The organism is Bradyrhizobium sp. WYCCWR 13022 (assembly GCF_030435535.1).
In the GTDB taxonomy this organism is placed as follows: Bacteria; Pseudomonadota; Alphaproteobacteria; order Rhizobiales; family Xanthobacteraceae; genus Bradyrhizobium.
On sequence record NZ_JAUIZJ010000019.1, the window covers coordinates 13,415 to 30,939 of the forward strand.

The 17,525-nt window shown below is 64.2% G+C and carries 17 protein-coding genes; 9 read left to right on the forward strand and 8 right to left on the reverse strand.

From position 1 onward, the window contains the following. Positions 1–25: 25 nt before the first annotated feature. Positions 26–1,540 carry an amidase gene (locus QY049_RS25455; RefSeq protein WP_258764704.1) on the reverse strand — a complete coding sequence of 505 codons (1,515 nt, stop codon included), beginning with the start codon at positions 1,538–1,540 and terminating at the stop codon, positions 26–28. Positions 1,541–1,690: 150 nt separating this feature from the next. After that, positions 1,691–2,875, reverse strand: a complete 1,185-nt coding sequence (locus tag QY049_RS25460) for a substrate-binding domain-containing protein (RefSeq protein ID WP_194479115.1) — start codon at positions 2,873–2,875, stop codon at positions 1,691–1,693. Positions 2,876–3,054: 179 nt separating this feature from the next. Between QY049_RS25460 and QY049_RS25465 the strand changes: the two genes are divergently transcribed. After that, positions 3,055–3,489, forward strand: coding sequence for a MarR family winged helix-turn-helix transcriptional regulator (locus QY049_RS25465; protein WP_057747431.1), 435 nt, complete (start codon positions 3,055–3,057; stop codon positions 3,487–3,489). A 272-nt stretch (positions 3,490–3,761) separates the two neighbouring features. Next, complete coding sequence (locus tag QY049_RS25470) at positions 3,762–4,097, forward strand: GYD domain-containing protein (RefSeq protein WP_194479114.1); 336 nt, start codon at positions 3,762–3,764, stop codon at positions 4,095–4,097. A gap of 231 nt (positions 4,098–4,328) precedes the next feature. On the opposite strand, the gene secA is transcribed toward QY049_RS25470, so the two are convergent. Further along, on the reverse strand, positions 4,329–7,169 hold the full coding sequence (gene secA / locus QY049_RS25475; protein ID WP_194479113.1) for a preprotein translocase subunit SecA: 2,841 nt from the start codon (positions 7,167–7,169) through the stop codon (positions 4,329–4,331). Positions 7,170–7,521: 352 nt separating this feature from the next. On the opposite strand from secA, the gene QY049_RS25480 reads away from it, so the two are divergent. Next, a complete protein-coding gene (locus QY049_RS25480) occupies positions 7,522–8,460 on the forward strand; it encodes a peptidylprolyl isomerase (RefSeq protein ID WP_194479112.1) in 939 nt (312 codons plus the stop codon). 111 nt (positions 8,461–8,571) lie between these two features. Then, complete coding sequence (gene argJ / locus QY049_RS25485) at positions 8,572–9,813, forward strand: bifunctional glutamate N-acetyltransferase/amino-acid acetyltransferase ArgJ (RefSeq protein WP_258764701.1); 1,242 nt, start codon at positions 8,572–8,574, stop codon at positions 9,811–9,813. A 3-nt stretch (positions 9,814–9,816) separates the two neighbouring features. Here argJ and QY049_RS25490 read toward each other — a convergent pair whose 3' ends face one another. Beyond that, positions 9,817–11,148 carry a TadE/TadG family type IV pilus assembly protein gene (locus QY049_RS25490; RefSeq protein WP_194479110.1) on the reverse strand — a complete coding sequence of 444 codons (1,332 nt, stop codon included), beginning with the start codon at positions 11,146–11,148 and terminating at the stop codon, positions 9,817–9,819. Between the two features lie 138 nt (positions 11,149–11,286). Between QY049_RS25490 and mutT the strand changes: the two genes are divergently transcribed. Further along, positions 11,287–11,697 (forward strand): 8-oxo-dGTP diphosphatase MutT, encoded by a 411-nt coding sequence (gene mutT, locus QY049_RS25495; protein ID WP_194479109.1) that lies wholly within the window; start codon positions 11,287–11,289, stop codon positions 11,695–11,697. Between the two features lie 25 nt (positions 11,698–11,722). Here the strand turns inward: mutT and QY049_RS25500 are convergent, their stop codons facing one another. Continuing rightward, positions 11,723–12,571 carry a methyltransferase domain-containing protein gene (locus tag QY049_RS25500; RefSeq protein ID WP_258767106.1) on the reverse strand — a complete coding sequence of 283 codons (849 nt, stop codon included), beginning with the start codon at positions 12,569–12,571 and terminating at the stop codon, positions 11,723–11,725. A 64-nt stretch (positions 12,572–12,635) separates the two neighbouring features. On the opposite strand from QY049_RS25500, the gene QY049_RS25505 reads away from it, so the two are divergent. Genes QY049_RS25505 through QY049_RS25520 form a run of 4 tightly spaced genes read left to right on the forward strand, consistent with a single transcriptional unit; the run spans position 12,636 to position 15,101 of the window. Continuing rightward, on the forward strand, positions 12,636–13,433 hold the full coding sequence (locus QY049_RS25505) for a ComF family protein (protein WP_258764700.1): 798 nt from the start codon (positions 12,636–12,638) through the stop codon (positions 13,431–13,433). 47 nt (positions 13,434–13,480) lie between these two features. Next, positions 13,481–13,756, forward strand: a complete 276-nt coding sequence (gene grxC, locus QY049_RS25510) for a glutaredoxin 3 (RefSeq protein ID WP_258767105.1) — start codon at positions 13,481–13,483, stop codon at positions 13,754–13,756. Next, positions 13,753–14,628 carry a carbon-nitrogen hydrolase family protein gene (locus QY049_RS25515; RefSeq protein WP_194479107.1) on the forward strand — a complete coding sequence of 292 codons (876 nt, stop codon included), beginning with the start codon at positions 13,753–13,755 and terminating at the stop codon, positions 14,626–14,628. Before grxC ends, QY049_RS25515 begins: the two co-directional genes overlap by 4 nt. Beyond that, on the forward strand, positions 14,625–15,101 hold the full coding sequence (locus QY049_RS25520) for a DUF1178 family protein (protein ID WP_194479106.1): 477 nt from the start codon (positions 14,625–14,627) through the stop codon (positions 15,099–15,101). The genes QY049_RS25515 and QY049_RS25520 overlap by 4 nt, the downstream gene beginning before the upstream one ends. Positions 15,102–15,212: 111 nt before the next feature. On the opposite strand, the gene QY049_RS25525 is transcribed toward QY049_RS25520, so the two are convergent. The 3 genes from QY049_RS25525 to QY049_RS25535 form a co-directional block, all read right to left on the reverse strand. Beyond that, complete coding sequence (locus QY049_RS25525) at positions 15,213–16,112, reverse strand: EamA family transporter (RefSeq protein ID WP_194479105.1); 900 nt, start codon at positions 16,110–16,112, stop codon at positions 15,213–15,215. Between the two features lie 140 nt (positions 16,113–16,252). Next, positions 16,253–17,026, reverse strand: a complete 774-nt coding sequence (gene ubiG, locus QY049_RS25530) for a bifunctional 2-polyprenyl-6-hydroxyphenol methylase/3-demethylubiquinol 3-O-methyltransferase UbiG (RefSeq protein WP_258764698.1) — start codon at positions 17,024–17,026, stop codon at positions 16,253–16,255. A 14-nt stretch (positions 17,027–17,040) separates the two neighbouring features. Further along, positions 17,041–17,508 (reverse strand): PH domain-containing protein, encoded by a 468-nt coding sequence (locus QY049_RS25535; protein ID WP_194479103.1) that lies wholly within the window; start codon positions 17,506–17,508, stop codon positions 17,041–17,043. Positions 17,509–17,525 lie beyond the last annotated feature (17 nt).

Below are 17,525 nucleotides of genomic sequence, written 5' to 3' on the forward strand. Positions count from 1 at the left end.
CCGTCCGTCTGCATTGATTCTCCGCTCACATCTTCTTCCAGTCGCCGATCTGCTCGAAGGCGTGCGCGGCGCGGTAGATCGTGGATTCCTCGAACATCCTGCCGACCAGCATCAGGCCAACGGGCAAACCGTCGACCATGCCGCAGGGCAACGACATCGCCGGATGGTGGGTGATGTCGAACGGCGCGGTGTTGGAGATCATCTCGAGCGCGCGGGCGACGTAGTCCTCGCGGCTGGCGGTAGGCTCCGGCAGCTTCGTCGCCTTCATCGGCGTCGTCGGCAGCAGCAGCAAATCGTAGTCCTTGAACGCCTTGTCGTAGGCCGCGGTCAGGCGCCGGGAGATGTTGAGCGCCTTGCCGTAATAGCGGGGACCGAAAGTGTTGTTGATGTAGGTACCGAGCATCAGGAACAGCTTCGTGGTCTCGGACAGCGAGTCCGCCTGCCGGCGCCAGCCGCGATGGAAGTCCATCAGCGTGGTCGAGTAGAGGTCGGCGCGGGAGAGGCCATAGCCGTCGCCATACATCATGGTCTGGGTCATGCCCTCGGTGCCGATCGGGGTCCAGATCGCGGGGCCGACGAGATGCATCGGGATCGAGACGGTCTCGACGGTGGCGCCGAGATCCTTGAAGCGCTTGGCGGCTTCGCGCACGCTCTCGTTGACGGCGGCTTCGGCGGTTGCCTGCTCGAAACCTTCCTTCAAGATGCCGATCTTCATGCCCTTGACGCCCTGGCCGAGCGCCTTGGTGTATTCCTCGACCTTCGGGGCCTTGATGCGCGGATCGTAACCGTCGTCGCCGGCGAGCACTTCGAGCAGCAACGCGTTGTCGGCCACGGTCGCCGTCATCGGGCCGGTGTGATCGACGAATATCTCGATCGGCATGATGCCGGTGTAGGGAACGAGACCCCAGGTCGGCTTCATGCCGTAAGTGCCGCAGAACGAGGACGGCATGCGGATCGAGCCGCCCTGGTCGCCGCCGATCGCCATGTCGACTTCGCCGAGCGCGACCACGACGCCTGATCCCGAGGACGAGCCGCCGGCCGAATAACCCATCTTGTAGGGGTTGTGCACGGCGCCGACCGCGTTGGTGTGGCTGCCGCCCGACATGCAGAACGATTCACAATGCACCTTGCCGGCGATCTCGGCGCCGGCATCGAGCATGCGCGTGACGATGGTGGCGTCGAAATCCGGGACGTAGCCTTCGAGCGTGGTCGAGCCGTTCATCATGGGCACGCCGGCCAGCATGATGTTGTCTTTCAGCGCGACCGTCTTGCCCTTGAGCTTGCCGCCGGCCGCACCCTTCACGGTCGACTTGCGGTACCAGGCGTTGCGCGGATTTTCTTCCGCCGCCGGCCGGTAACCCGGCGTGCGCGGATATTTCACCTCCGGCACCTCGTCCGGCATCGCGCCGACGAGGTTGTAGGCGTCGATCGAACCCTGCATCAGGCCGCGGAACGAGGCGACGTCGGCGTCGGTCAGCGCGAGGCCGCACTGCTCGGCGACGTCGCGAAGCTGGGCTGGCGTGGGAAGGACAACTGTCACGGCGCTCTCCTGGAGTTTCTTGAAACGAAAATTGGGCGCTGCCGCCCCGGCACGACGCACCACCGGCCTCGCCGAAACATTCAAAACGGAAATATTTTCCTTTTCAAGTATTATTTTGCGTTCGGGCCTCCGCGGATTGTCGCGCGCGTGTCAGATCGGCTTGATCAGCTTGAAGTCGAGACCATCGGCCTCGGCGAGATGCATCGGCATCCGCACACGCCCGTTGCGGACGGTGACCTGCCCGCGGGCGCCGCTGTAGACGATGTTGCGGCCGGCTGCGAGCATCGGCCCCATCGCCAAAGAGCCGGCCTTGTTGGCGACCGCTTCGAGAAAGCGCATGCCCTCGTAACCGGATTGCCCGACCGAGCCGATCGGCGGCGCATTCGGTCCGAACATCGCGCGATAGCGGCCCTGGAAGTCGTCGTTGGCGCGGGCGCCGGTGCCGGTGAAATAGCCGGAGGCGCAGAACATGTTCTCGCTGTTGTCAGCCCCAATGCCGAGCAGGACGGTGTCGTCCATGGCGCCTGCAAATCGCAGCGTGGTGGCACCCAAGCCGCATTCGCCGAAGGCGCGATTGAAGGTGCTGCTGTCAGTGCCGATCAGCGAGATCAGCACCACATCAGGCCGCGCGGCGCGGATGCGCGCCAGATGCGGCTCGTGATTATCCTCGCCGAGGGGAACGAACTCTTCGCCGACGACGTGGCCGCCGGTTTCCCTGATGTAGTTCTTCACCGCGCGGTGCGATTGCCAGGGCCAGACGTAATCGCTGCCGATCAGATACCAGCGCTGCGCCTTCTTCACGTCGGCGAGCCAGTGGATCGACGGTCGGCTCTGCCAGCGCGGCGTCTCGCCGATCGCCATCACGCCCGGCGTGCGCTCGCCACCTTCATAGACCGGCGTGTAGACGTAGGGGATACGATGCCGCGTGGTGACGTCGCGCAAGGCGACCCGGACCGCGCTGGTGTGCAGGCCCACGATGACATCGACCTCGTCGAACGCGATGGCCTGCTCGGCACGGTTCAGCACGTCATCGAGCGGCCCGCCGGCGTCGTAGACGGAAAATTCGATCTCGCGACCGAGGATGCCGCCGCGCTTGTTGATCTCGGCGACCGCGAGCTGCGCGCTATAGGTCGCGCAGGGGCCCCAGACCCCCGGGGATCCCGTGCAGCAAATGAAGCCGCCGACACGCAGCCTGTTCGTGCCACGACGCCGGAGAAAGGCGTGATCGCTCGGCGACAACGAGCCATCAGCCGCCGATGACGACAGATTCCTGAACAGCAAGGACGGCGGCAACGCCGGACCGCCGTGAGCCGGGAAATTTACCGTCGCGCGCACGCCAACTCCTGTCTGGCACCAGACCTGAAAGCACATTGAGCAGGCGGCCGCGGCATCCGCCCTTTTGTTGGGCAATGATCCTATTTTGAAAATATTGAATATTCAACAATTGAAGTGCATATAGATGCAGCATTGATTGCAAGACATTCACTCATTTGGGTCAAGACGAAGTCTTAGCCGTGGCAAAATCGAACGCTCCCATCACCGAACACCTCGCCTACCTGCTCGCGCAAGCCAACCGCGAGATCAACCGGCAGCTCGAACTGCGGTTGAGCAAGGAGGGAGTTCCCGTCGAGCAATGGCGCATCCTGAAAGTGCTGTCGGATGGCGACGGCCATTCGATGGGCGAGCTTGCAGACGCCGTGCTGCTCAACCATCCGACGCTGACCAAGATGATCGACCGCATGGTCTCCGACACGCTGGTCTATCGCGTGCAGGACCCCAACGATCGTCGCAAGGTGCTGATGTTCATCTCCGATCGCGGAAAGGTGCTGTGCAAGAAGCTCAACTCGCTCGCGGTGGATCAGGAAGAGCACATCCTGGAGAGCTACGGCGACAAGTCGACGAGCGAGTTGAAGCGGTTGCTGGAGAGCTTGATCGACAGCTCGAATTGAAGCGGTACCCAGCGACGGCGCGCGCGGCGCGCAAGTGTCTGCCGGCGCATTCAAGGGGCATTTCGTCACCCTTCCGCACGATGGCCAAGTGATGTAGAGTTCCATGCAGCCGCCATAGGGCAGTGCCGAAGGCCCAAGATATCGTTAGCGGCAATTTGCCCACGGCAGGGCGCGCAATCCTTCATTGATCTCTTTTGCGCCGGCGCTTTTTCATCACGCCGGATGGACTGCATACATTCATTCATCACTCGCTCCCGAGAGGAGAAGTCATCATGCATTTCTGTATGACAGGACAGTACACGCCAAAATCACTCAACAGCATCATGGAAAATCCCAAGACGAATCGCTACGAGGCGGCGAAGGCTCTGATCGAGGCTGCAGGCGGCAAGCTGATTTCGATGTACAGCACGGCTGCCGACGGGCCCGGCGTGCTCGTCATCTTCGACGTGCCCGACCCCAGTGCCGCACCGGCAATATCCGGCACCGTGGTGGCGTCCGGCGCCATCCACCATGTGAACCTCACGCGTCTGTGGACGCAGGATGAGATCACCAAGGTCCGGCAAATGGCGAGCGAACTGCGGGGCAAGTATCGGCCGCCCGGCAGCTAGAGGCTCCGCGTCACCTCACAGCGCAACGTAACGGATGCCCCGGAGCCAAGCCGGGGCATTGCGCCGGAGTTGCGCGCGCCACATGCGATCACCCGATTTGTTCGGCCGATCCAGCACCCGGAGACTGATATGATTGAATCGAGAGGCCGCGACGTACCGGGTCGCCCGGTCGAGCCGGGCGACGACAGTGGAGCGTCAGGCGCCACCTCGCGCCCCACCAGGTTTCACGCCTTAAGCGTAGCGCCCGTGGCAGTGCTTGAACTTCTTGCCTGAGCCGCAGGGGCAGTCCTCGTTGCGGCCGACCTTGCCCCAGCTGGCCGGGTTCTTCGGGTCGCGCAGCGCGGCGTCGGTGGCCTGCGGGGCCAGCGAGACGTTGGCAATGGCCATTTCATCTTCGCCGGTGTTCGGGTCGAACTTGTGCGCTTCCATCTGCGGCAGCACGGGAGCTTCCTGCTCCGGCGGGACGATCTCGACCCGCATCAGCTGCGCGGTCACAGCCTCACGCAGATGCGCGCTCATCTCCTGGAAGAGGTTGAAGGCCTCGGTCTTGTACTCCTGCAACGGATCGCGCTGGCCGTAGCCGCGCAGGCCGATGACCTGGCGCAGATGGTCGAGCATGATCAGATGCTCGCGCCAGAGATGGTCGAGCGTCTGGAGCAGGATGGTCTTCTCGACGTAGCGCATCACGTCGGGGCCCCATTGCGCGACCTTGGCCGCCATGTGCTCGTCCGCCTTGGTCTCGATACGCTTGAGCAGCTCCTCGTCAGCGATGCCCTCTTCCTTGGCCCAGTCGTCGACCGGCAGGTCGAGATCGAGCACGCGCTTCAATTCGTCCTTCAGGCCGGCGACGTCCCACTGCTCGGCATAGGCATGCTCGGGCACGTGCTTGGCGACGAGATCGTCGATGAAGGCATGGCGCATGTCGGTGACGGTCTCGGCGACGCTGTCGTCCTTCATCAGGTCGACGCGCTGGTCGAAGATCACCTTGCGCTGGTCGTTCTGGACGTTGTCGAACTTGAGCAGGTTCTTGCGGATGTCGAAGTTGCGGGCTTCGACCTTCTGCTGCGCCTTCTCGAGCGCCTTGTTGATCCAGGGATGGATGATCGCCTCGCCCTCTTGCAGGCCGAGACGCTGGAGCATGCTGTCGAGGCGATCCGAGCCGAAGATGCGCATCAGATCGTCTTCCAGCGACAGGAAGAACTTCGAGCGGCCGGGATCGCCCTGACGGCCGGAGCGGCCGCGAAGCTGGTTGTCGATGCGGCGGGATTCATGCCGCTCCGAGCCGATGATGTAGAGGCCACCCGGCTTCTTGACGGTCTTGGCCGGCTTCGAGCCCTTGGCCGGCTCGAGTTCGACGGTCTCCTCGGCCTTCAGCACGATGTCGCGGAAATGCGCGATGTCGGCCTTGATCTGCTCGATCTTCCTGGCCTTCTCGGCCTCGTCCTCGATGCCGGCGGTTTCCTGCTGGAGGCGCATCTCGAGCGAGCCTCCGAGCTTGATGTCGGTACCGCGGCCGGCCATGTTGGTCGCGATCGTGATGGCGCCGGGAACGCCGGCTTCGGCGACGATGTAGGCTTCCTGCTCGTGGAAACGCGCGTTCAGCACCGCGAACAATTTCGCCGGCTTGCCGGCGCGGGCGGCGGCGTAGAGCTTGTCGAGCGCGTTCTCCTTGCCGAAGTCGATCTGCTTGTAGCCGTTCTGCTTCAAGAATTCGGCCAGCACTTCCGACTTCTCGATCGAGGCGGTGCCCACCAGCACCGGCTGGAGCCGGGAGTTGGCGCGTTCGATCTCGGCGAGGATGGCCTGGTATTTTTCCTTCTGGGTCCGATAGACCTCGTCGTCCTCGTCGAGGCGCGCGATGGTCAGGTTGGTCGGGATTTCCACGACCTCGAGCTTGTAGATGTCGAACAGCTCGTCCGCTTCGGTCGCAGCCGTACCGGTCATGCCGGCGAGCTTCTCGTACATGCGGAAGTAGTTCTGGAAGGTGATCGAGGCCAGCGTCTGGTTCTCGGGCTGAACCTGGACGTGCTCCTTGGCTTCCAGCGCCTGGTGCAGGCCTTCCGAATAGCGGCGGCCCGGCATCATGCGGCCGGTGAACTCGTCGATGATCACGACCTCGTCGTCGCGGACGATGTAGTCCTTGTCGCGGGTGAACAGCGTGTGGGCCCGCAGCGCCTGGTTGATGTGGTGCACGACGGAGACGTTCTCGACGTCGTAGAGCGACTCGCCCTTGAGCTGGCCGGCATCGCGCAAGAGCGTCTCGATCTTCTCCATGCCGCCTTCGGTCAGCGTCACGGTGCGCTGCTTCTCGTCGACCTCGTAGTCGGTCTTGTCGAGCTTGGGCAGGAATCCGTCGATGGTGTTGTAGAAATCCGAACGGTCGTCGAGCGGGCCGGAGATGATCAGCGGCGTGCGCGCTTCGTCGATCAGGATGGAGTCGACTTCGTCGACGATGGCGAAGAAGTGCGGCCGCTGGACCATGTCCTCGAGCCGGTACTTCATGTTGTCGCGAAGATAGTCGAAGCCGTATTCGTTGTTGGTGCCGTAGGTGATGTCGCAGGCATAGGCCGCCTTGCGCTCGGCATCGTCGAGGCCGTGGACGATCACGCCCGTGGTCATGCCGAGGAAGCCGTAGATCTGGCCCATCCAGCCGGAGTCGCGGCGGGCGAGGTAGTCGTTGACGGTAACGACATGGACACCCTTGCCGGCGAGCGCGTTGAGGTAGACCGCGAGCGTTGCAACCAGCGTCTTGCCTTCGCCGGTCTTCATCTCGGCGATGTCGCCCTCGTGCAGCACCATGCCGCCGATCAGCTGGACGTCGAAATGGCGCTGGCCGAGCGTGCGCTTGGCGGCCTCGCGCACCGTGGCGAAGGCGGGGACGAGTAGGTCGTCGAGAGTCTTGCCTTCGGCGAGCTGCTTCTTGAACTCGGCGGTGCGGGCCTTGAGCGCCTCGTCGGAGAGTTTCGAGACCTCAGGCTCAAGCGCATTGATCGCGTTGATGCGGGACTGGTATCCCTTCACCCGCCGGTCGTTGGCGGAGCCGAAAAACTTGCGGGCGAGCGCGCCGATCATGCCTAGTTCCTGTGTTCGCGATTCAACCGCGTTGCAGCCAAGAAGTTGTCACCCTCCGGCCCATCAACTCACCGTGACGCCTTATGGTGCCAGAGCCCGGACTATCGGGGGTCATCCGCCATATGGGTGGGAATTGGGCTAGTCTGGGTTCAACGGCCAAAAACGCAGCAAAATAAACGCCATCGCCATGGTCGCGACCGCGCAGAGATATGGCCCGGTCAGGGCCTTGTCAACGGCGGGCGCATTGCGGCTAATTCATCATTTTGACAGACTTTTCGCGTTGCCAAGCCTCCGCGATTGGGCGAGTGTCCGCCGCGCTTAAGCAGCCCCTGCTTCAACATAAGGATTTTCCATGACCACCTCGTTCCCGGTAACCACCGGCCAGCGTTTTCGCCATGCATCCGCCCTGGCTGGCTTCCTGGCCCTGGCGCTGTCCCTGGCGTTCGCGGGCCCGCTCCGGGCGGCCGACGATCCGGTTCTGGCCAAGGTCAATGGCGCTGAAATCAAGAAGAGCGACGTCACCATGGCCGAGGAAGAGCTCGGACCGAGCCTCGCCCAGATGGACCCGGCGACCAAGGACGAGAACGTCCTCTCCTTCCTGATCGACATGAAGATCGTGGCCAAGGCGGCCGATGACAAGAAGGTCGCCGACAGCGACGAGTTCAAGAAGCGGATGGCGTTTGCCCGCAACCGCCTGCTCATGGACAGCCTGCTGGCCCAGGAAGGCAAGGCGGCGACCACCGACGACGCCATGAAGAAGGTCTATGAGGAGGCCTCCAAGCAGATCACCGGCGAGCAGGAAGTGCGCGCCCGCCACATCCTGGTCGAAACCGAGGACGAGGCCAAGGCGGTGAAGGCCGAGCTGGACAAGGGCGCCGATTTCGCCGAGCTGGCCAAGAAGAAGTCCAAGGATCCGGGCTCCGCCGACGGCGGCGACCTCGGCTTCTTCACCAAGGAACAGATGGTGCCGGAATTCTCGGCCGTCGCGTTCTCGCTCGAGCCGGGCAAGATCTCCGACCCCGTGAAGTCGCAGTTCGGCTGGCACATCATCAAGGTCGAGGAAAAGCGCAACCGCAAGGCGCCGGAGTTCGACCAGGTCAAGCCGCAGATCGAGCAGTACGTCACCCGCAAGGCCCAGGCCGACTACGTCGCCAAGCTCCGCGCCGAGGCGAAGGTCGAGCGGCTGGACCAGCCGGCGGCGGACGCGTCCAAGGATGCCAAGCCGGCCGATGCGAAGCCTGCTGATGCGAAGCCGGCCGACAGCAAGATGGCGCCTCCCGCCAAGAAGTAAGAATTCGCTGTCACTTCGGCGACGCGAAGAGTATTTAAGCCTACCAGATGCCCGGCCCCGCAAAGAGGGGCCGGGCATCTGCATATCCAGACCTCACCAAGGCACCCAGCGATGTCCTCATCAGTCTCCCCGCTCGCCCCGAAGAACGTCCCTGACATGCCCATGATCGCGGGTGTCCGTCTTGCGACGGCCGAGGCCGGCATCCGCTACAAGAACCGCACCGACGTGCTGCTGGCGATCATGGACAAGGGCACCGCGGTGGCCGGTGTCTTCACCAAGTCGAAGTGCCCGTCCGCGCCGGTCGAATGGTGCCGTGCAAAACTGAAGGGCGGCAAGGCCCGCGCCCTGGTCGTCAATTCCGGCAATGCCAACGCCTTCACCGGCAAGACCGGCCGCGGCTCGACCGCGCTGACCGCGAAGATCGCGGCCAAGGCCGTCGGTTGCAGCGAGAGTGAGATCTTCCTGGCCTCGACCGGCGTGATCGGCGAGCCACTGGACGCGACCAAGTTCGACGGCGTGCTCGGCCGCCTGACCGAGACCGCGGAAGCCGGCGATTACCTCGCCGCCGCCAAGGCGATCATGACCACCGACACCTTCCCCAAGGTCGCGACCGCGACCGTGAAGCTCGGCAAGGCCAAGGTCACCATCAACGGCATGGCCAAGGGCGCCGGCATGATCGCTCCCGATATGGCGACGATGCTTTCCTTCATCTTCACCGACGCCCCGATCGCGCCCGCCGCGCTCCAGGCGCTGCTCAAGGCCGGCGTCGAGGACACGTTCAACGCGGTCACGATCGACGGCGACACCTCGACCTCCGACACGCTGCTGGCGTTCGCCACCGGCGCCGCCGGCCAGCACGGCGCGCCCAAGATCAGCCGCGCCAGCGATCCGCGCCTGAAGCCCTTCGTGAAGGCCTTCAACCAGATCCTCGCCAATCTCTCCGAGCAGGTCGCTCGCGACGGCGAAGGCGCGCGCAAGCTGGTCGAGATCACCGTCGAGGGCGCCAAGACCAAGGCTTCGGCCCGAAAGATCGCGATGTCGATCGCGAACTCCCCGCTTGTGAAGACCGCGATCGCCGGCGAAGACGCCAATTGGGGCCGCGTGGTCATGGCCGTCGGCAAGGCCGGCGAGCCGGCCGATCGCGACAAGTTGTCGATCTCCTTCAACGGCATCCGCGTCGCCAAGAGCGGCGCGCGCGATCCTGATTATGACGAGGCGCAGGTGTCGGAAGCGATGAAGGCCCCGGAGATCGCGATCAAGGTCTCGCTCGGCCTCGGCAAGGGTCGCGACCGCGTGCTGACCTGCGATCTCACTAAGGAGTACGTCGCGATCAACGGGGATTACCGGTCGTAGGCCTCAGCCCGCGATGCGCGCGTCGGCGACCGCCTTCTTGAACAGCGCGTTCATCGCGTCCGAGATTCCTTGGGTCGGGCTCACCTCGAAATAGAGCCCGGGCGAGGCGCAGCTCTGCATGTTCTGCGCGATCTGGCTGTTCGGCGACGGACCGAACGGTCCCTGGTTGAACGGATCGATGTAGGTCATGTACCAGCTGTTGGTCGGCAGCTGCAGATAGGTGGTGTAAAGCACCGCGATCTTGATGCCGCGGTTCTTGATCGTGGTGCAGAGCGAGACGTCGATCGGCGACTGGCAGCGGCCGCCGCTCACCGTCGGCTTGGAGCAGGCGGTGTTGTATTCGTCTGCAACGCCGTCCGAGACGAAGAACAGATATTTCATCGGCGCCGCCGAGGTGCCCGCGCCCGGCGTCGTGATTGCCGTGTTGATCGCCGGGAATACCGTGCTGAACTGGGTGTCCTTGTCGGCGGTATAGGCATCGTTGTTGCCGTAGACGCCCATCAAATCGATGGAGCCTGCCGCGGTCTTGGCACTCGACAGGCTCGCCGACAGCGAGAACAGCGCGCGCAGGCCGATGGTCTTCGACGCGGCGCCGAAATCGTAGATCGCCATGCGGAACTGGTTCGAATAGGTCTCGGTGGCCGCAGCCGTGTCCATCAGCGACTGGGTCGCGCTGCGCAGCACGTCGATCCGCGTGGTCACGCCGAGCGTCTTGGCGAGGTTGTAGTAATTGTTCGCGTCATTGTAGTCGTGACAGGCAAAGGCGCACTTGTCGGACGTGTTGCTGACCATCTTGGTGACATCCGCCGGCGTCGCCGCCACGCCCATCGACGGCGAATTGTCCAGCAGGAGATAGAAATCGACATAAAGCGGCATGTTGGCCGTCGAGGTCGACGTGCCCGTCACGGTGAGCGCGGTCTTGCCGATCAGGCCGAGGAACATGGTGTTGATATTGGCGCTGAACGCGACCGTCGAGGTGACGGTCGAGCCGCTCTTGACCACGGTCGGCGTGACGCTGTTGAGCGTGTAGCCGGTCAGATTGGCGCGGTTGGCATCGAAGATGTTCTGGGCGTCGGTCACGCCGGCGGGAATCGAGCCGTCCGACGTCATCGAGCCCGCCGCCACAAAGGCCGGCGAGGCCTTGGCGATCGAGCCGACGCTGGCCGCATCGGCGGCGGCCTGAAGCTTGGAGCGGGTCTGGGTCGCGCGGGAATAGTCGATCGCGCAGCCGACCGCGGTGATCAACGGGACGCAGGCAATGGTGAAGATGACCGCGATATTGCCACTGTTGTCGCGGACGAACCGGCGAATGAGAGTGCGAAGCGCAGCGCGCATGGATCGGACCTGGAATGGTTTTATGAGTTCCCACTCTAGGAACCGCCGATTAAATATGACTTATTGAGACCGTAGAACGCGGTCCCCAACGGGGTTAACAGACGGTTACCGATGACCTCCAGCGAACGACAGTTGCGCATGGCCGACCTTAAATTGACACTGGTGGTGGCCTGCGCGCTGGTCGATGCCGACAAGCGCGTCCTGATCGCGCAACGCCCGGAGGGCAAGACGCTCGCCGGCCTCTGGGAATTTCCCGGCGGCAAGCTCGAGCCTGGCGAACGGCCGGAGCAGAGCCTGATCCGAGAGCTCCACGAGGAGCTCGGAATCACGGTCGCCGAGCCGTGCCTCGCGCCGCTCACCTTCGCGAGCTACGGCTACGAGACGTTTCACCTCCTGATGCCGCTCTATATCTGCCGGCGCTGGGAAGGCCAGGTCACGCCGCGCGAAGGCCAGACCCTCGCCTGGGTCCGCGCCAACAAGCTGCGCGACTACCCGATGCCGCCGGCGGACATTCCGCTGATCCCGCATTTGATCGATTTGCTGCTGTGAGGGCGAGCTGGGTCACGGACGCAGCTCAATCTCTCCCAGCCTTCTTCACCGCCTCCGCCAGGCTCGCCTTCGCCGATCCCGGCTTCAGCGGCTGCTGCTGGCTCGCATGCGGCGCCCAACCGGAGAGCCAGATGATGTCGAAGGTCGCGCGGATGCGGCCGTCGGCATCGGCGAAGCCTTCGGCGTAGATTTCGGCCATGCGCAGCAATGTCCTGCGACGGCTCGGCGTGCGCCGCCGCTCGATCAGCACATTGGTCGCGCCCATGCGGCGGAGATCCTGCATCAGCGCGAACGCATTGCCATAACGCACCACGACGCGGTCGACATCGGTCACCGGCAACGCGAAGCCCGCCCGCTGCAGCAGTGCGCCGATGTCGCGCAGATCGGCGAACGGCGCGACGCGCGGGGACACGCCGCCTTCGCATTCGGCCTCCGCCGCGGCAAAGGCCTGGCGCAGCTCGGTCAGGCTATCGCCGCCGATCATCGCCGCCAGCAGCAAGCCATCAGGCTTCAGTGCGCGGCGGATCTGCGCGAGCACGCCCGGCAGGTCGTTGACGAATTGCAGCGCCAGCGCCGAGACGACGAGATCGAGGCTCTCGGGTGCGAACGGCAATGTCTCCGCACCCGCCCCATCGAGCGCGATCCGTTCGATAGAAGGCAGCCGCGTGCGCAATCCGGCGAGCCCCTCCCCTGGTGTCCAGAGCTCGACTGGGGCATGAAACTCGCGCGTCACCGCGGCAAGCCGGTCGGACATGTCTTCTGCGACCCGGTCGAGCAGGAAGGTCACATCACCCAGCGCCTGCGCACGTCGCTGTCGCGTATGCAGCAAGGTGCGGTCGAACAGAGCGGGCGGGGTTTGCGGGGTCTGAGCCATGCCGCTGGTTACGCCGATCACGACGGTTCTGGCAATCCGTTGCATGCGGCGCTAGCCTCTCTCCATGGACGCCGACGCCGCCCGCACCCGCTCCATCGCTGCACCCCTTCGTGCCGCGTGGACGGCCGGCCGCCACGTGCTGTCGCGCGCCGCGCGGCTTGCGCTCGACATTGCGCTGCCGACGCTGTGCGTGTCCTGCCGCGAACCGGTCGATGGCGAGGGCGTGTGCGCGGCGTGCTGGTCACGGCTGTCGTTCATCGAGCGGCCCTATTGTCCGCGGCTCGGCATTCCCTTCGTCTATGACCCCGGCCCCGACATGCTGTCGATGGAGGCGATCGCGAGCCCGCCGGCTTACATGCGCGCCCGCGCGGCGGTGCGTTACGACGACGTCGCGCGCACGCTGGTGCATGCGCTGAAATACCAGGACCGGACGGATCTCGCGCCCGCCATGGGCCGCTGGATGGCGCGTGCGGGCAGTGAGCTGCTCGCGGACGCCGACATGCTGGTGCCGGTGCCCCTGCATTGGCGCCGGGCCTGGCGCCGCCGGTACAACCAGTCCGGCGCGCTGGCGCAGATCGTCTCACGGCAGAGCGGGGTGAAGGTGCGCGGCGATGTGCTCCGCAGGGTGCGCGCCACCGAGCAGCAGATCGGCCTGTCGCGGGCCCAGCGCGCCACCAATGTACAGGGCGCATTCCAGGTATCCCCCGACCGCCAGGCCGAAATCCAGGGCCGGCGCATCATTCTTGTCGATGACGTCCTGACATCGGGTGCGACCCTGGATGCCTGCGCCCGCGCCCTGCTGCGCGCGAAGGCGGCCCAGGTCGACGTGCTGGTCTTTGCCCGGGTTGTCGAGATCAGGTAAACTCCCATATAATTCAATGAATTCATGACATGAGAGCGCTGGACGACATGACCGCTGCTGTCGAGATCTACACCAGGCCGGGGTGCGGCTATTGTTCCGCCGCCAGGTCGCTTCTGACCCGCAAGAAGGCGGCCTTCACGGAATTCGACGTCGCCCAGAATCCGGCCTGGCGCGAGGAGATGTACGACCGCGCCGGCGAGGGCTCGACCTTCCCGCAGATCTGGATCGGCGGAACCCATATCGGCGGCTGCGACGACCTTTACGCGCTCGATCGCGAGGGCAAGCTCGACGGCCTGCTCGAAAGCGTGAAGGCTACGTCATGAGCGACAGGACCTTCACCGCTGCGATGATCCAGATGCGGACCGGCCTGTTACCCGAGCCGAGCCTCGCACAGGCCACCAAGCTGATTCGGGAGGCGGCAGCCAAGGGCGCCGACTACGTGCAGACACCTGAAGTCAGCAACATGATGCAGCTGAATCGCAAGGCGCTGTTCGAGCATCTGCAGAGTGAAGAGGACGATGCCTCGTTGAAGGCGTATCGCGCGCTCGCAGCCGAGCTGAAGATCCATCTCCATGTCGGCTCCCTGGCGCTGCGCTTCTCGGCCGAGAAGGCGGTCAACCGCTCTTTCCTGATCGGGCCCGAGGGCCAGGTGCTCGCGAGCTACGACAAGATCCACATGTTCGACATCGAGCTGCCGGACGGCGAGAGCTATCGCGAATCCGCCAACTACCAGCCGGGCGAGACGGCCGTCATCTCCGACCTGCCCTGGGGTCGCGTTGGCTTGACGATCTGCTACGACGTGCGTTTCCCCGCGCTCTACCGCGCGCTCGCCGAAAGTGGCGCCTACTTCATCACCGTTCCTTCCGCCTTCACCCGCAAGACCGGCGAAGCGCACTGGCACATCCTGTTGCGCTCGCGCGCGATCGAGACCGGCTGCTTCATCTTCGCGGCCGCCCAGGCAGGCACCCACGAGAACAAGCGCGAGACCTATGGTCACTCGCTGATCATCGATCCCTGGGGCGAGATCCTCGCCGAGGGCGACGTCGAGCCCGGCATCATCATGGCCAAGATCGATCCCGCCAGGGTCGAGACCGCACGCCGCGCGATCCCGTCACTCCAGCACGGCCGCCGCTTCGGCGTCTCCGATCCCAAGGCCGGGCCGGATCATCTGCATCTGGTGCGGGGATCGGCATGATCCGCTACGCGCTTCATTGCGACCGCAAACACGAGTTCGAAAGCTGGTTCCAGAGCTCGGCTGCCTATGATTCGCAGGTGAAGCGTAAGTTGGTAACCTGCCCGATCTGCGGCTCGGCCAAGGTCGACAAGGCGATCATGGCGCCGCGCATCGTCGGCAAGAAGGGGCGCGCAACACCTCCGGCGGAGCCGGCCACGACGCCGCCGCCCGAGGCTACGCAGTCTGGATCCACCTCGCTGATGATGGCGCAGGAGCGCGAGCTGCGCACCAAGCTGAAAGAGTTGCGCGACCACATCGTCAAGAACGCCGACAATGTCGGCGAGCGGTTTGCCAACGAAGCCCGCGCGATGCATTACGGCGACAAGGAGCACCGGCCGATCTACGGCGAGGCCTCGCCGGAGGATGCGAAGTCGCTGATCGACGAAGGCATCGAGGTCTCGCCGTTGCCGACCCTGCCGGAAGACCGGAACTGACGGTTGCTGTCGTTCCGGGGCGCAAAGCGCGAACTCGGGTGCGCAGTTGCGCACCTGAGAACCTCGAGATTGCGGGTTCGATGCTACGCATCGCCCCGGAATGACAGAGAGCTAGAACCCCACCAGCAGCGCTACGCCGACCACGATCAGCATGATGCCGAAAATCTCGCGCGATGCGATCGGCTGCTTGAACGAGTAATACGCAACGGCTTGCGCGAACAACACCTCGATCAGCGCGAGGGTGCGGACATTGGCGGCGGCCGTCAGCGCGAACGCAAGGAACCAGAACTGGGAAGCGAAGGCGCCCATGAAGCCGGCCAGCAGCGACGGCCGCCATAGCCCGAGGATCGACTGAAGCACCTTTGGCGCGCGCCAGAGCAGATAGATCGTCAGGATCAGCGTCTGCACGAACAGGCCGAGCACCAGCGTGAACGAGGCCGCGGTCACGAAGGAGATGCCGGGAACGTTGATGATCGCGCCGCGAAAACCGACCGCCGACAGCGCGAACGCCGCAGCCGCGACGAGGCCGGTGATGGTCGGCTTCAACTCGGCAAAACTCTTCTCGCCGCCGGGCCGCAGCGCGGTGATGACGACACCGACAGTGGCGACCACGATCGCCAGCACCTTCAGCCAGGTCAGGTGATCGCCGAGGAAGACGAAGCCGAAGATCGCAGTCTGGATCGCCTCGGTCTTCAGATAGGCGGTCGTCACCACGAAGGAGCGGTCGTTCATCGCGAGCAGCATCAGCCCGGTCGCAACGATCTGGCTGAGTGCGCCCAGCAGCAGCCACGGCCAGAATACTGATGGCGGCATGCCGATGTGATCGCCGGTCGCGACCAGCACCAGCCCCAGAAACAGCAGCGAGAACGGGAAGCCGAACAGGAAGCGGATATTGGTCGCGCCCCACGTCCCCAGCGGCTTTGTCAGCGACCGCTGCATCGCGTTGCGCGCGACCTGGCCGAGCGCAGCAACGACGGTGAAGGGAATCCAGAGGCTGGTGACGGTGAACATGGGTGGGGTGGCTGCTGCAGAAATGTTGACGCAACCTGCCGTCAGCACGGCAAGAGGTCAATCACGCCCACGTCATAGGAGCGATGCTCTCGCTACACTCTCCGCCGTCGTCCCGGCGAGTACTTAGAGACTGCTTGGCTTCACACCATTCCTTCCGCCACCACCATGTAGTTCACGTCCATGTCCGACGAAAGCGTCCATTTGTCGGCGAATGGCGAGTAAACCACACCGGTCTGCTCGGTGATGACGAGACGGTTGTCGAGGAGGTATTTGGTCAGTTCGTCCGGGGTGACGAACTTGTTCCATTCGTGGGTGCCGCGCGGCAGCCAGCGCAGGACGTATTCGGCGCCGACAATGGCGAGCGCAAAGCTCTTCCAGTTGCGGTTGAGCGTGGACACTACCATCAGGCCGTTCGGCTTCAGCATCGAGGCGCAGCGCTTCAGGAAGACGCCGACGTCGACGACGTGTTCGACCACTTCCATCGCCAGGACGATGTCAAAACGCTCGCGCGGGTCGATCTCCTCCACCGTGGTGCAGCGATAGTCGATCGACAGATGGCTCTTGCCGGCATGCAGCTTTGCGGCAGCGATGTTGCTGGCCGACGGATCGACGCCGATGACCTGCGCGCCAAGGCGCGACAGCGGCTCGCACAACAGGCCGGCACCGCAGCCGATGTCGAGCACGCGCAGGCCGCCGAGGCAGTTGAGACTGCGCACGTTGCGCTCGAACTTGCGGCAGGCGGCGTCGCGGATATAGCCGAGCCGCAGCGGATTGATCCGGTGCAGCGGCGCCATCTTGCCCTTGGGATCCCACCACTCGGCCGAGAGCTTTGAGAATTTCGCGATCTCGGCGGCATCGACGGTCGAGCCCGCCGGCGGGGAAGCAGTTGCGGAAGAATCTTGCTGCATGCTCATGGTTACGCGCGGTCCTACCGCGTGGTGATCGAACTACGGAAGGCGAGCGGAGAGGCGATGGTGCGGATGGTCTCGCGTCCTTCGCCGACGCCATTGATGGTCACGTCGCCGTAGTTGAGAATACGTCCGAGGATGGTCTGGTTGACGTCGACACTCTCGACCTTGTCCAGCGCCATTTCAAAGGTGCGGCGCTTGATGAAGCCGATCTTGTGCACAACCCGGAGATTGGTGACATCGGTCTCCGTGGTGAGGCGATGGAACCAGCCTTTCACCGTCCAGTAAAGGGCGGCCAGCGCCACCAGGCCGGAGCCGAGCAGGCACAGCATCTCCACGCTGTAGATATCGCTCCGGCGGGAGACCGCGAACAGGACCAGGGCCACGATCCAGGCCAGAATGGCCGGGAAATAGAAAATCCAATGCGCATTGGTCGAATACAGCACCCGCTCGCCGGGCTGCAGGATTTCGTCAATATAGCGCGCCATAACCTCTGATAACCCAT